17 protein-coding genes and 1 pseudogene are annotated in these 12,962 nt (G+C 68.7%); 8 read left to right on the plus strand and 10 right to left on the minus strand.

All coding sequences use genetic code 11. The features are described 5' to 3' along the window. Nucleotides 1–732: 732 nt before the first annotated feature. The 4 genes from BLT25_RS08820 to BLT25_RS08835 form a co-directional block, all read right to left on the minus strand. On the minus strand, nt 733–1,542 hold the full coding sequence (locus BLT25_RS08820; RefSeq protein WP_091044502.1) for a helix-turn-helix domain-containing protein: 810 nt from the start codon (nt 1,540–1,542) through the stop codon (nt 733–735). A gap of 61 nt (nt 1,543–1,603) precedes the next feature. After that, complete coding sequence (locus BLT25_RS08825) at nt 1,604–2,461, minus strand: helix-turn-helix transcriptional regulator (protein ID WP_091044505.1); 858 nt, start codon at nt 2,459–2,461, stop codon at nt 1,604–1,606. Nucleotides 2,462–2,631: 170 nt separating this feature from the next. Continuing rightward, on the minus strand, nt 2,632–3,198 hold the full coding sequence (locus tag BLT25_RS08830) for a flavin reductase family protein (protein ID WP_091044507.1): 567 nt from the start codon (nt 3,196–3,198) through the stop codon (nt 2,632–2,634). Nucleotides 3,199–3,208: 10 nt separating this feature from the next. Next, entirely contained in the window at nt 3,209–3,865 is a 657-nt protein-coding gene (locus BLT25_RS08835; protein ID WP_143033688.1) for an Atu4866 domain-containing protein, read from the minus strand. Between the two features lie 168 nt (nt 3,866–4,033). Here BLT25_RS08835 and BLT25_RS08840 point away from each other — a divergent pair, with 168 nt between their 5' ends. Continuing rightward, nucleotides 4,034–4,837: an SDR family oxidoreductase gene (locus BLT25_RS08840; protein ID WP_091044511.1), complete on the plus strand. Its 804-nt coding sequence runs from the start codon at nt 4,034–4,036 to the stop codon at nt 4,835–4,837. Between the two features lie 275 nt (nt 4,838–5,112). On the opposite strand, the gene BLT25_RS08845 is transcribed toward BLT25_RS08840, so the two are convergent. Continuing rightward, a complete protein-coding gene (locus BLT25_RS08845) occupies nt 5,113–5,745 on the minus strand; it encodes a TetR/AcrR family transcriptional regulator (RefSeq protein ID WP_256328519.1) in 633 nt (210 codons plus the stop codon). A gap of 103 nt (nt 5,746–5,848) precedes the next feature. On the opposite strand from BLT25_RS08845, the gene BLT25_RS08850 reads away from it, so the two are divergent. Together BLT25_RS08850 and BLT25_RS08855 are read left to right on the plus strand one after the other, a co-directional pair. Then, nucleotides 5,849–6,628 carry an SDR family NAD(P)-dependent oxidoreductase gene (locus BLT25_RS08850; protein ID WP_091044517.1) on the plus strand — a complete coding sequence of 260 codons (780 nt, stop codon included), beginning with the start codon at nt 5,849–5,851 and terminating at the stop codon, nt 6,626–6,628. Then, complete coding sequence (locus BLT25_RS08855) at nt 6,625–7,068, plus strand: nitroreductase/quinone reductase family protein (RefSeq protein ID WP_091044520.1); 444 nt, start codon at nt 6,625–6,627, stop codon at nt 7,066–7,068. The genes BLT25_RS08850 and BLT25_RS08855 overlap by 4 nt, the downstream gene beginning before the upstream one ends. Before the next feature lie 9 nt (nt 7,069–7,077). Here BLT25_RS08855 and BLT25_RS08860 read toward each other — a convergent pair whose 3' ends face one another. Further along, nucleotides 7,078–7,587 (minus strand): MarR family winged helix-turn-helix transcriptional regulator, encoded by a 510-nt coding sequence (locus BLT25_RS08860; RefSeq protein WP_091044521.1) that lies wholly within the window; start codon nt 7,585–7,587, stop codon nt 7,078–7,080. 115 nt (nt 7,588–7,702) lie between these two features. Between BLT25_RS08860 and BLT25_RS08865 the strand changes: the two genes are divergently transcribed. Next, the gene (locus BLT25_RS08865; protein ID WP_091046179.1) at nt 7,703–8,494 is read left to right on the plus strand and encodes an SDR family NAD(P)-dependent oxidoreductase; all 792 of its coding nucleotides are present in this window, start codon (nt 7,703–7,705) and stop codon (nt 8,492–8,494) included. A 125-nt stretch (nt 8,495–8,619) separates the two neighbouring features. Continuing rightward, nucleotides 8,620–9,120: a MarR family winged helix-turn-helix transcriptional regulator gene (locus BLT25_RS08870; protein WP_176883737.1), complete on the plus strand. Its 501-nt coding sequence runs from the start codon at nt 8,620–8,622 to the stop codon at nt 9,118–9,120. 59 nt (nt 9,121–9,179) lie between these two features. Here the strand turns inward: BLT25_RS08870 and BLT25_RS08875 are convergent, their stop codons facing one another. From BLT25_RS08875 to BLT25_RS30680, 4 genes and pseudogenes are all read right to left on the minus strand, one after another. Next, nucleotides 9,180–9,836, minus strand: a complete 657-nt coding sequence (locus BLT25_RS08875; protein WP_091044525.1) for an NAD(P)H-binding protein — start codon at nt 9,834–9,836, stop codon at nt 9,180–9,182. Further along, nucleotides 9,833–10,519: a CE1759 family FMN reductase gene (locus BLT25_RS30335; protein ID WP_256328520.1), complete on the minus strand. Its 687-nt coding sequence runs from the start codon at nt 10,517–10,519 to the stop codon at nt 9,833–9,835. Before BLT25_RS30335 ends, BLT25_RS08875 begins: the two co-directional genes overlap by 4 nt. Next, nucleotides 10,519–10,707 (minus strand): hypothetical protein, encoded by a 189-nt coding sequence (locus tag BLT25_RS30675; protein ID WP_371113339.1) that lies wholly within the window; start codon nt 10,705–10,707, stop codon nt 10,519–10,521. Before BLT25_RS30675 ends, BLT25_RS30335 begins: the two co-directional genes overlap by 1 nt. A gap of 292 nt (nt 10,708–10,999) precedes the next feature. After that, a pseudogene (locus BLT25_RS30680) lies at nt 11,000–11,707 on the minus strand (LLM class flavin-dependent oxidoreductase); the annotation flags it as partial. A 97-nt stretch (nt 11,708–11,804) separates the two neighbouring features. On the opposite strand from BLT25_RS30680, the gene BLT25_RS08885 reads away from it, so the two are divergent. Genes BLT25_RS08885 through BLT25_RS08895 form a run of 3 tightly spaced genes read left to right on the plus strand, consistent with a single transcriptional unit; the run spans nt 11,805 to nt 12,918 of the window. Next, entirely contained in the window at nt 11,805–12,122 is a 318-nt protein-coding gene (locus tag BLT25_RS08885) for a GNAT family N-acetyltransferase (RefSeq protein ID WP_091044531.1), read from the plus strand. Between the two features lie 2 nt (nt 12,123–12,124). After that, entirely contained in the window at nt 12,125–12,367 is a 243-nt protein-coding gene (locus BLT25_RS08890) for a (4Fe-4S)-binding protein (RefSeq protein WP_091044533.1), read from the plus strand. Further along, nucleotides 12,364–12,918 (plus strand): NADPH-dependent F420 reductase, encoded by a 555-nt coding sequence (locus BLT25_RS08895; protein ID WP_091044536.1) that lies wholly within the window; start codon nt 12,364–12,366, stop codon nt 12,916–12,918. Before BLT25_RS08890 ends, BLT25_RS08895 begins: the two co-directional genes overlap by 4 nt. The last annotated feature ends 44 nt before the right edge of the window (nt 12,919–12,962 follow it).

A 12,962-nucleotide genomic window follows, 5' to 3' on the forward strand; every position in this document is an offset into this window, starting at 1 on the left:
GCACCTCCATCCCATCCCAGTTCTTTGGCTGATGAAGAGGGCGGGGGCAGCCGTAGCGGCGTACGCTCTTCAGCCCTCGACGAGTCGAACCGGCATCGACTCCCGCACGTCAGGGGCAAGCCCCCGAACCCCCGCCGATGGGGCCACTCTCGGGAAGGCTCAGCGCTTACTCCTGCCAACTCACCCCCAGCCCGACGAGAGCTAGAAGGTCGACGAGCGGCCGGGGATCCGCCGAAGGGGTGGGGTGGAATCTCCCCGCCAGGCTCCCCGCCAAAGCCCTCGAAAACGTCGGCCGAGACCCGATTTCTCGGGTGTTTCGGGCCAGCCATCCCGCTCAACAGCGCGGAAGTGGCACGGTCCGGGTCCCTACGGATCAGAAGGTTTGGGGTTCGAATCCCTACAGGCGCGCAGAACACGAAGAGGCCCCTGACCAGCCACCGCGCCCGGTTAGGGGCCTTCGTCGTCTCCGCAAAGGACCCCGAAAAGAGGCCCTTGCTATCGCTCTTGCTTTCAGCAACACGTCAGCGGCCCTCTGCGGGGATCGTCGTCCTGGTCACCCTCGGGGCTGCTTTCAGGTGCATCTCCGCCGTCCTCCAGCAACCGGGCGAGCCGGTCGGCGACCTCGGTCGCCTCGCGTCGTCGGCGCTGCCGGTCTGGGTTGGCGGGGCACGCGGACCAATGGCAAGACGCTGGAGGACATCGAGTTCGAGGAGCCCGGCGAGGTCCGCTCCTTCACGACGGGCGCACGCCTGCCGACGGGGCGTAGAGGTCGAGCAGGGCGGTGAGGGCCGCGGTCTGGCTGTCCATCGGGAAGAGGACGTGCAGGCTGGCACGGCCTCCCTGGTCGCCGAAGAACAGGTCGTGACGGTAGTTGAGACGTCCGAGCACGGGATGGCGCACCCGCAGGCGTACCTGGCGCTGGGCCGCGGGGGCGGGGCCCCTGGCCCACATGCGCTCGAAGGCGGCACTCTCGGCGCGGAGACGGCGGATCTCCGAAACGGCCTGCCCGGTCTCGGTGCCGCCGTCCGCCTCGGCCGCCGCAGCGAGCAGCGAGAGCACAGCGCCGACGGCGTGGTGCCAGTCGAGGTAGAAGTCGGGCGCAGAGGCGTCCAGGAACCTCATGTCCGCCAGGCTCTCGTCAGCGGTGAACCCGGCGTGCAGGCCGCGCCACCGCGAGTTGGCGGAGACGACCCTCAAACCGGCGTCGAGGATGCTCGCAGGCAGGTGGTCGAGCGCGTTGAGGGCGCGGGGGAGGGCGGGCGGTGCGGCGTGGGGTCGCGAGCGAGGCGCCGCCGGGCGGGGAGCGAGCGCGAGGAGCTCTCGCCGCTCCCCGTCCGAGAGACCCAGGGCCGCAGCGAGGGCCTCGAGCACGCGGTGACTGGGATTGCGCCGGCGTCCCTGCTCGAGCTGCGCGTAGTAGCCCGTCGAGATGCCGGCTCGTGCCGCGACGTCCTCGCGGCGCAACTTCGCCGGTCCGTCGGGGGTCGAGCCGCCGGCGGTGAGTCGATGGCGTCGTAGGAGGTCGCCGAGATGGTTGACCACACGTCAACGGTAGGCGGGCGACGGGCTCCGGAGGATGGCCGTGCTGCACCCACCCACGGCGTCAGCCGCCGTCGCTGACCGACACCTCGTCGGGGGCGGCGTCCTCCTGCGGGGGACGGTGCTCGGCGAGACCGAGCAGCCGGCGCTCGCTCAGGCTGCCCGGCGCGGCCTGGTAGACCACCAGCTCGAAACCGGGCTGGTGGGCCACGTGGAAGGTGAGGAAGTTGATGGTGATCTCGCCGCCGACGAAGTGCACCAGAACCTTCTCGTCGCGGGTCTTCGGCTCTACGTCGTAAGCGCTCCACAGGGCGGCGAAGTCGGGATCGGCGAGGAGGTTGTCCATCAGCTCGCGGTGCCGTTCGGGCGAGGCCGAGAGTCGAGCCGTGGCACGCAGCGCTGCGACACACGACTCGGCCGCGCGGTTCCAGTCGGCGTAGAACGTGCGCCCCAGTGGGTCGAGAAACACCATCTCGACGAGGTTGGAGGTGTTGCGGAACGGAGCGAAGAGCGCAGCCGCGGTGGTGTTCATCTCGACGATGTCGAGAAGCGGATCCAGCACGAACGCCGCCGACCGCTCCCAGGACTCCATCATGGTGAGCAGCGCAGGGTCCACCTGCTGCGGGGTGCTGGCCAGCGGCGGCGCCCACCTGAGGTTGGCGAGGTCGTACAGGTGCTCGGTCTGGTAGCTCGTCAGCTGGAGCGCGCGGGCCAGGGCATCGACCACCTGCTGGGAGGGGCTGTCCTCGCGTCCCTGCTCCAGGCGGGTGTAGTAGTCCACGCTGACGCCGGCCATGAGCGCGACCTCGTCACGCCGGAGGCCCGGCACGCGACGGGCGCCTGACGTGGGGAAGGGGAGCGACTCGGGACTCGCCGCCGCGCGGCGCGCCCGCAGGAAACTGCCAAGCGTGGTTGCCGTCATGACGTGATCCTAAGGATCCGGTGGACGGAAGTCGACGGGCGCTCGGACTGCACCCTGCGCCCGCGACTACGAGGTCCAGGAGACCCAGCTGGTCGTGGATGCGGTCGAGGGCCGAGGCGAGGGCGACGGGGTCGCGTACGTCGGTGGCCACGGCGCTCAGCTCGACGCTCTCAGGTCGTGAGGTAGTGCCATCGGGTCATCCTCGATCGCAGGTCCAGTGTTCGGCCGTTGGTGGAGAAGGTGCCGTCGCCGCGATGGTGCAGCTCCCCGGAGCCCCTGCGTCGCTCATCCAGCCACACCTGGACCGGCTCGAGGATCCAGAGGTGGTAGTCGTCCACCAAGCGGTCGTTGGCGACGCGGCACTCGATGTTGGCGAAGCACTCCGCCACCAGCGGCGCGGCGACCTGCCGGGCGGGGAGCGGGGTGAACCCGAAGCGCTCCCACTTGTCGATCTCCGCGCCGGTGGTGTTCCCGACGTCCACGACCTTCTCCGCGATGTCAGCAGAGGGGATAGCCACGACGCACTCCCGTGTCCGGCGCAGCGCAGCGTAGGAGTGGTCCCAGGGGCCGAGCACCAGGGCCAGCGCGCCGCCGTGCACCACGGGCATGTTGAAGCCGTTCGTCATCAGGTTCGGCCCGTCGTCGCCGGCGGTGGAGACCAGGACGACCGGTCCCGGCTCGATCAGCCGGTGCACGTTCTCGATCGGGTACTCGATGGGTTCGTCATGGTGTGACATGTCTTCTCTCCTAGTTCCGTTCCATTACGAAGCCGGCGTGGTGCAGCTCCTCGTCGACGAACCGACCGAACGCCCAGAAGCCCGAGTCGTCGAGGTAGACGATGCGGTTCCGGTAGAGCCAGAAGGCACCCACGTAGGCGTTGCGCCGTCCGGCACGGGTCTCGTCGTAGCGCCCGATGCTGTGCAGGTGCTGGTGCAGGTAGCCGGTGCGGTCCACCCACGTGCCCCACCGGGGGTCGAGGGCTCCGACCGCGTCGGCGTGGGCGCGGCTGTCGACGATCGGCTCGCCGTCGCGCGCCACGATCTGCCCGTCGACGACGGCGAGCACCAGATGCTCAGGAGCCACCACGAGCTGGTGGAGCGCCGCGCTGCGCGTCACGCCGCCGGCCACCACCACGAAGCTTGCCTGGCTGCCCGGGGTGGGCACCGGGGACCCGTCCCGTCCGGGGTGCTCACTCAGCACGGTCGCGTCCAGCAGCGGGACCAGGGTCGCGCCGGCCGCAGGGATCTCCAGGGCCGGCGATCCTGCGGCGAGCCCCGCGTCCGCCACGGCGGCGATCCGCTCGCCCACCACTCGGATGCTGCTCACCCGGCCGTCGTACGCGGGATCCAGGCTGAGGATCCTTGCGTCGCGGACCAGAAGCTCGGTGTCGTGTTCGTCTGCCATGTCGCCACCGTAGGGAGGCCGTCGCGCCGCAAACAGGACGCCGTACACCCATGTTCGCGCGGAAGGTGGGAGGCGCGCACCCAGGAAGCACATGTCCTGGTTCGAGGTGCTGCGCGTTCCTAGCGTCGGTCACGTCACCCGGTCCACCGAAGAACAGGAAGCCACCTCATGACCGAGAACAACACCAACACCACCACCGCGCAGGTCCTCACCGGAGCACCCCTGGCCGGCCGTGTCGCCGTCGTGACCGGCGCTTCGAGCGGCATCGGCGAGGCGACCGCGGAGCGACTCGCGGAGCTCGGCGCCAGCGTCGCCCTGATCGCCCGTCGCGAGGGCCGCCTCAAGGAGCTGGAAGGCCGGATCGTCGCGGCCGGCGGACGGGCCGTGGCGATCCCGACCGACGTCACCGACCGGGCCGCGATGGACGCGGCGCGGGAGCGTGTGGGTCGTGAGCTCGGCACCGTCGATCTGGTCTTCGCCAACGCGGGCGTTCAGCTCATCTCCGAGATCGTCGACCTCGAGGTCGACGACTGGGACGCCCAGATCGACCTCAACATCAAGGGCGTCATGAACACCATCCGGGCGTGGGTGCGGGACCTCGAGGCCAGCGCCGCGGAGGGCAAGCCGGCCGACCTCGTCGTGACCTCCAGCATCGCCGCGACCCGAGTGCTGGAGAAGTTCCAGGTCTACTCCGGCACGAAGGCCTACATCACCCAGCTCGTCCGTCTCCTGCGCACCGAGCTCGGCCGCAAGAACGTCCGGGTCTCCAGCGTCGCGCCCGGCATGGTCGACACCGAGCTGCCGGACCACGTCACCGACGCCGACGCCTCCCGGCTGATGGCCGACCTGATCGAGCAGATCGACGTCCTGCAGTCGGCCGACGTGGCTGAGACGGTCGCGTTCCTGGCCGCTGTCCCGGCGCACGTGAACCTGACCGAGATCACCATCCTGCCCACGGCGCAGGCGATCTGACCACGCTGCGAGCTGTCGCACGACCGGAGCCGCAGGTCCGCTGCTGATCTGCGGCTCCGGGTCGGCCGGCGGCGAGTCCGCCGGAGTCCGGCCCTTCGCCCCCGCTTCCGACAGGGGCCTTCTTCGGGTTCTTCACCGAGCCCTTCGTGCCCTCGTCGACCTGAGCGCAGACGCGTACGCGAGTCACTACCGAAACGGACACGTCCGAGCACGTCCCGGGGCACGATCATTGCCGGCAGGTGCTGCTGGGTGCGGCTGCTCCGGGCGGTTCGTCGCTAGTCGCCAGAGCTGTGCGCGGCGTACCGCGTGACCATCGTGGTCACGGCTTCGGCGATGACCTCGGTGGTGCGGGTGCTGCTCACCGACCAGTCCGGGACGAGAAGTCGGGGCCAGAAGAGGTAGTTCGAGATCATCCCGAGGAACTGGGTCGTCGCCAGGTCTGCGTCCGCGACGATTGCGGTCCCGGCCTCGGCCTCGGCGAGGAGATAGTCCCGCACCGACTCGAACCACGGCATCTTGCCCTGGGCGAACTGTGCCCGGGCGAGCTCGGGGAAGCGCGGCAGCTCGGCGATGACGATCCGGAAGAGATCCGTCATCTCGGGGCGGGTCAGCAGTGCGGCGTATTTCTGGCCGATGGTCGTCAGCCCGGCAGAGACGTCTCCGGCTTCTGGCACCTCGAGTACGTCGGCACTCGTCCACGACTCGGTCACGATCGCGTCGAACAACGCGGCTTTGGTCGGGAACTGCTTGAACAGCGTGGCCTTCGAGACGCCCGCACTCTCGGCGATCCGTGCCAGCGAGGACCGGTCATAGCCGAGCTCGAGGAACAGCCCGGTCGCTGCCCGCACGATCAGGGCGCGCTTCTCGTCAGCAACCCGTTGGTGGTACGGCGACGTAGTGGAACTCACGAGTCCAGTGTAGCGAGGTGAGTGGCTTGACTCACCACTTCGGGTCATCTAGTCTCCTAATGGTGAGTCGATCGACTCACCACCTTCTCTTCAAGGAGTTCTCATGTCGACCTTCGACAATCACACCGTCCTCGTCACTGGTGGCACCGGCGGCCAGGGCGCCAGTCACGTGCGCGCGTTCCATGCGGCCGGCGCGAACGTACTCATCGGCGACATCGACGCGACTCGGGGTGCGTCGCTGGCCGAGGAGCTCGGCGAACGGGCTCGTTTCGTCCGTCTGGACGTCACCGACGAGAGCTCGTGGGACGCAGCCGTGGCTGTGGGCGAGGAGGCGTTCGGTGCCATCACGGTGCTGGTCAACAACGCCGGTGTCCAGAACCCGGCCGCTCTCATCGAGAGCACCGACCGGCGGACCTGGGACCGCATCCTCGACATCAACCTGACCGGCACCTTCCTGGGCATCAAGGCGGCTGCGCCCGCTCTGCGGCGTGCGGGCGGCGGTGCCATCGTGAACATCGCCTCCACCTCGGGAATCGGCGGCACTGCGCACTACGCGCCCTACGTCGCCAGCAAGTGGGCGGTCCGCGGACTCACTCAGACCGCCGCCTTGGAACTCGGCCGCGACAACATCCGGGTCAATGCGATCCATCCGGGAGTCATCGCCACGCCGTTCATCACCGAGCCTGCCGCCGGCAGCGACGCCCCGATCTCCGACTTCTACTCGCCCGAGCCCTTTGCCGTCCCGCGCCTCGGTGAGCCGGGGGACGTGACCCGTCTGCTGCTCTTCCTGGCCTCGCCGGAGTCGTCGTTCATCACCGGTGGTGAGTACGTCGTCGACGGCGGGCTGCTGCTCGGCCCTGCGCTGAAGGACCAGGCCGCGTGAGCGCTGACTCGCCCCTCGCGCTGTGGCCCGACGAAGTGCGTCGGGCCGTGGAGATCACGCCGGCGGCGGGCACTCGGGAGCGGATCATCGACATCACCACCACGGGGCGTCGCACCGGACTGCCTCGGCGACTCGAGATCTTCTTCTATCGGGCGCACGGTCGGACCTACCTGTGCAGCGGGGCGGGCGGCGGCGCCACGAGCTGGTATGCCAACCTCCTGGCGGATCCGACGTTCGTCTTCCACCTCAAGCACGGCGTGCGTGCCGACCTGCCGGCCCGGGCCACGCCTGTCACGGATCCGAGCGAACGGCGCGCCATCCTCGAGGTGATCGTCGACGACCTCAACCAACCCCACGATCCAGGCACCATCGCACCGACCAGGCTCGAGGACTGGCTCAGCAGTCGCATCATGCGCGTGGAGTTCGACCGCCCTGTCTGACGTCGGGCGTTACGGTCGCGCGTCGGTCGCGGGCGCCCACCCCTCCTCCTCGCGGATGCCCTGCATGATCCGGTGGCCGATCTCGCGCAGCTGTCGCGTCTGCGACGCCGTCAGTCGGTCGAGCACGAGCCTGCGGACGACCTGTACGTGGCCGGGTGAGGCCTGGCGGACCTTCTCCGCGCCGGACTCGGTGAGGATGGCCAGGGTGTAGCGCCCGTCGGCAGGGTCGGGGGTGCGGCGCAGCCACCCTCGCGACTCCAAGCGTGTGGCGGCTCGCGAGAGCCGCGACAGCGTGCTGTTGGCGTACCCGGCCAGCACGCTCATGCGGAGGGTGCTCTCGGGCGACTCCGCGAGGGCGTACAGAACGCCGTACTCGAAGTGGGTCAGCTCCGCGTCGCGCTGGAGCTGGCTGTCCAGAGCCGGGGGTAGCCACTCCAGCACGGTCGCCAGGGCGGCCCATGCCTCCAAGTCCTCGCCGGCGAGGGGCGCGGTCGAGGCGGCGGGATTGTGATCGGACATGGCGGCAGCGTACGGCAGGGCGGCTCGATGAACTTGCTCAGGCAAGTGAATCTGTCTACATTTGACTTGCCTGAGCAAGTCAAATGGTCGGAGTCGACCGATGAAGGAGAACGAGATGGACATGGGTCTGAACGGCAAGAGGGCCTTCGTGAGCGGGTCGACGCAGGGCATCGGCTTCGCCGTCGCGCGGGCACTCGCCGCGGAGGGGGCGGCCGTGATCCTGAACGGACGAACCGCCGATCGGGTGGACGACGCCGTCGAGAGGCTCCGTGCCTTCGTCCCGACCGCTGACGTGTCGGGGATCGCCGCCGACTTCGCCCATGCTGATCAGGTGCGCGACCTGATGGGCAGGCTCGGCGAGGTCGACATCCTGGTCAACAACGTCGGCGTCTTCGAGGTCAAGGCGTTCGATGACATCTCCGACGACGACTGGCAGCGCTACCTCGAGGTCAACCTCATGAGCGCAGTACGCCTGTCGCGGCACGCGCTGCCCGCGATGCTGGCCTCGGGCTGGGGGAGGATCATCTTCGTCAGCAGCGAGTCCGGGGTGAACGTCCCTGCCGACATGACGCACTACGGAGTGACCAAGGCCGGGGCGCTGGCGCTGGGCAACGGCCTGGCCAAGCTCACGCGTGGCACGAGCGTCACCGTCAACACGATCCTCGGCGGGCCGACGTACTCCGACGGCGTCGCGTCGGCCATCGAGAGCATCGCCCAGGGCCAGGGGGTGCCGGCAGAGCAGCTGAAGGGCGCCGTCGCCTCGGGCAACACGACGTCGCTGCTGCAGCGCTTCATCGAGCCGGACGAGATCGCGCACCTCGCCGTCTACGTGGCGAGCCCGCTCTCGTCGGCCACCAACGGCGCCGCGCTCCGTGCCGACGGAGGCGTCCTAACCGGCATGCTGTGAGGCCGCGGGCCTCTACCTCCCCTCCCTCGTGGACCTCGGGGACGGGCTCTTCCGGGTAGTCCGGGTGGATCAGGGCCATTGGAGATCGTTATTGCGTCAAGCAACTACCCGCTAGCCTCCTTGGTATGGATGATCGGCGGGCAGCAACTGGGGAGGTGGCCCCACTGTCGCCCGAGGAGGAGACTGCCTGGCGTGCGTTGGGGCGTGCAGTCGTGGTGATCCCGCGGGTGCTCGACGCCGATCTCATGCAGTCGGAGGGTCTGAGCCTCACGGAGTACACCGTGCTGATGAACCTGTCCGAGGCTCCCGAGCGCTCGTTGCGTATGAGCGAGCTCGCCAACTACGTCGCGATCTCGGTCAGCGGGCTGACCCGCGTCGTCGAGCGGTTGGAGCGGACCGGCTTGGTCGAGCGGGTCCGTTCGACGGCGGACGGTCGCGGCCAGCTGGCGCGCCTGACCCCGGCCGGAATGAAGTGTCTGAAGAGGGCTTGGCCGGTGCACCTGGAGAGCGTCCGGCGCCACGTGATGGATCATCTCCAGAACGTCGATCTGGGTGCGTTCGCTGATGCTCTCGCGGCGATCGCTCAGGCCGAGGTCGGACCGCCGGTTCGCCGCCGAGGTCGCTGACGATCGGCTGCGGCCGGGCCCGAGCCGTCGGCTGGCTGCTCGTCGCCGCCGCCGTGTGCTCAGTCCTTGTTCACGTTTGCCCGGACGGCCTCACGGATCGGGGTCGTGCCGGTGTTGAGCTCGAGGATCTGTCGTCGGATGCGCGGCTCGTGGAGCAGTTCGGCGAGGGTCTCGGCGACGTCGGCACGGACGATCTCGCCATGGGCCTCCGCCGGGCCGAGTGAGATCGTGCCGACGGCAGGGTCATCAAGCAGCAGCGACGGCCGGAGGATCACCCAGTCCAGGTCGCTGCGGGTGACGGCGATGTCGGCCTGCTTCTTGACGGCGAAGTAGTACTCGACCTCCTCTGGATTGTCCCGCTCGCGCCAGGACTCGGGAAGCACCGAGACCAGTAGGAACCGGTTGACCTTCGCCAGGCGTGCCGCCTCCAGGGCCTTGACGACTCCGTCACCGTCGATGGCCTTGGTGACTTCGCGGGTACCGCCGTTGGAGCCGGCGGTGTAGACGATCGCGTCGGATCCGGTCAGTGCCTCTGCCAGCTCCGGGGCTGACATCGTGCTCAACTCGCCCAGTGTGGTCTCGACGCCTCGGGCAGCGAGGTCGGCCTGCTGGACTGCGGTCCTGACCAGCCCGCGGACCTCGATACCGCGGGCGGTCAGCTTGTCGGCCAACAGGGTGCCGATCGCGCCGCTGATGCCGAGGATGAACACCTTCACGTTCCGTGCTCCGTGTCGCCCCCAGTCGCGAGACGCATGAGGTCGGTGGAGAAGTCGACGTCGCTGATCGATTGCGGTGCGCCCGCGGCGTTGCCGCCGAACTGGTGGCGATGGTGGCGCCAGTTCTGTTCGGCGATCTGGGCGCCGGTCCCGTTGCGCAGGAAGACGGCCAGCTCGCCGCCGGCTCGAGTGATCCGGTCGCCCAGATCTGGTGAGCTCCAGTCCTCGGGGGCGGCGTACAGGGATGTCGGCATCGGGATCGCACGCAGGAACGCGAACAGCGGCCGGAGCTGCTCGTCGACGACCATGGCGTGCCGGCTCGTGCCTCCGGTGGCCGCCAGGATGACCGGCTTGGCGATGAGCAGGTCGTTGTCGAGAAGGTCCGCGAAGGACTTGAACAGCCCGCTGACCCCGGCCTTGTAGACGGGGGTGCTCGCGATGATCCCATCGGAGTCGGCGAGGTCGTCGATGGCGGCGGTGACCTTTCGACTCGGCATGCCTGAGACCAGCGCCTGGGCGATGTCGACCGCGATCGTCGACAGATCGATCGAGCGGAACGTCGCGCTCAGGTCGGAGTCACCCAGGGCCTCGGCGGTACGTCGGGCCGCTCGGTCGGCGAGGAGCCGGGTCGAGGACGGGTCGCTGACACCGGCCGTGAGGACGGCGATCGTCACCTCGTTCATCAGAGCGCCGCCGGGAACTGGGCCGCCACGTTCGGGTCGCTGTCGTGGTAGGGGGAGGGGCCGGACAGGTTGTCGCCACGATTCGGGTTCGGCCGCGGCTGGCGCGGGTCGGCGTCGCCGTACTTGGCTTCGACCAACGAGGCATGGGTCGGTGCCTCGGGAACGCCGGGTGCGCGGCGTGACTCCATCTCCTTGCGCAGAACTGGGACGACCTCGGTTCCGAGAATCTCGACCTGCTCCAGCGCAACCTCGACGGGGAGGCCGAGGCCGTCGACCGCGAAGAGCTGGCGCTGATAGTCGCCGAAGCCTTCCTGGAACGTCAGGGTCTTGTCGATGACCTCCTGCGGACTGCCGACCGTCAGCGGCGTACTCGTCCTCCAGTCCTCCAGGCTCGCCCCGCGGAAAATGGGAAATGCCTCGAAGTACGGGCGGAACCTTTCGACCGCATCCTGCGACCGGGGGGGCGATGAACGCCTGCCCGCCGAGGCCGACGATCGCCTGCTCCGCGGTGCCGTGACCGTAGTGCTCGAACCGCTTGCGGTAGAGGTCGACGAGCGGCTTGAAGGCGAGATTGGGGGCCAGGATGTGATTGGCGAAGAAGCCATTGCCGTAGTACGCCGCCTGCTCGGCGATCTCGGGAGTTCGGATCGAGCCGTGCCAGACGAACGGCGGGACATCGTCGAGAGGTCGCGGCGTCGCGGTGAACCCCTGCAACGGCGTCCGGAACTTGCCCTCCCAATCCACGACGTCCTCGCGCCACAGCCGGTGGAGGAGGTTGTAGTTCTCCAGCGCCAGGGCGACGCCCTGGCGGATGTCCTTCCCGAACCAGGGGTAGACCGGGACCGTGTTGCCCCTCCCGAGCATCACGTCGAGCCGGCCATCGGCAACGTGCTGGAGCATCGCGTAGTCCTCGGCGACCTTGACCGGGTCGTTGGTCGTCATCAGCGTCACCGAGGTGCTGAGGATGATGTGCTTCGTCAGCGCCGCGATGTGACCCAGCAGGGTCGTGGGCGACGACGGGATGAACGGCGGGTTGTGGTGCTCCCCGATGGCGAAGACGTCCAGACCCACCTCGTCGGCCCGCTGCGCGATGCGGACGATGTTGCGGATGCGCTCCGCCTCGCTCTGGGTGTAGCCGGTGGTCGGGTCCTGGGTGACGTCCCCGACGCTGAAGATCCCGAACTGCATGGTGCGTGGTCCTAACGGTCGAAGGAGCAACTTGCCTGCGCGGGTAGGATACTTGTGCGCACAAACAAATACGGTGGACCGCTAGCAAGGACGAGAGATGACAGACATCGATATTGAGGTCGCACATGCCCCAGAGCGTCTGCGCTACGAAGCGCGTGTGGACGGAACCGTGGTCGGGTTCGCGGAGTACATCCTCGCCACCGACCTGATCGTGTTCACCCACACCGAGGTCGACCCCGCCTTGGAGGGGAAAGGCGTCGGCTCCGCGCTCGCCAGGTTTGCGCTCGACGACGTCCGCGACAACAGCCAGCGCAAGGTGATGCCGCTGTGCCCGTTCATCAAGGGCTGGATCGGGAACCACCGCGAGTACGTCGCTCTCGTGAAGCGTGTGCCCCCGTCGACGGCGAAGGACTGACCATGGCGCGCAAGACCTACACCGGACCTGTGGTCGACGTTTCCTTCGACGGTGATGTGTGTCAGCACGCTGCCGAGTGCGTACGCGGGATGCCCGCCGTCTTCGATCCTGCCGCGCGGCCGTGGATCGACCCCACGCAGGCCGATTCGGAGGGAACCGCTCAGACCCTGCGAGAGGTGATCGGGCGCTGCCCCTCCGGCGCCCTTCGCCTCGTCGAACACCATGACAGGACGTGGACAGCATGAACATCACAGTGATCGGGCGCGGCAACATCGGCGGCGGACTGGCCGATCTGTGGGAGCGCGCAGGCCACCAGGTGAGCAGGCTGGGGCGAGCCGGTGGTGACGCCAGCGGCTCCGACGCCGTCCTGCTCGCGGTCCCAGGAGCCGCGGTAGAGGCAGCGCTGTCATCGGTCAGCGGGCTCGAGGGCAAGATCGTGCTCGACGCCACCAACCTCTACGGCGGCGCCCGGCCTCCGGCCGGGTTCCCCTCCAACGCCGAGTACGTCAAGTCGGTGACCGGCGGGACTACGGCCAAGGCGTTCAGCACCAACTTCGCCTCGCTCTTCGGCCGGGTCGCCGATGCTCGCGTACGACCGAGCAACCTGTGGTCCGGCGACGACCAGGCCCACGAGGTCGTCAGTCAGCTCAGCCACGACGCTGGGTTCGACGCGGTCCGTCTGGGCGACCTGAGCATGGCTGCCACCCAAGAGGGCCTCGCCGGCACGATCTTCGCGATCTCGCAGTCCGGCCTCGGCGAGTTCGTCTACCGCATGGCACCACCCGAACAGCTCTGACCCACGGGCCGCAAGAGCTGAGCCTGCACGCACACCGTCAATGA

Source organism: Nocardioides sp. YR527 (genome assembly GCF_900101045.1).
Lineage (GTDB): Bacteria > Actinomycetota > Actinomycetes > Propionibacteriales > Nocardioidaceae > Nocardioides.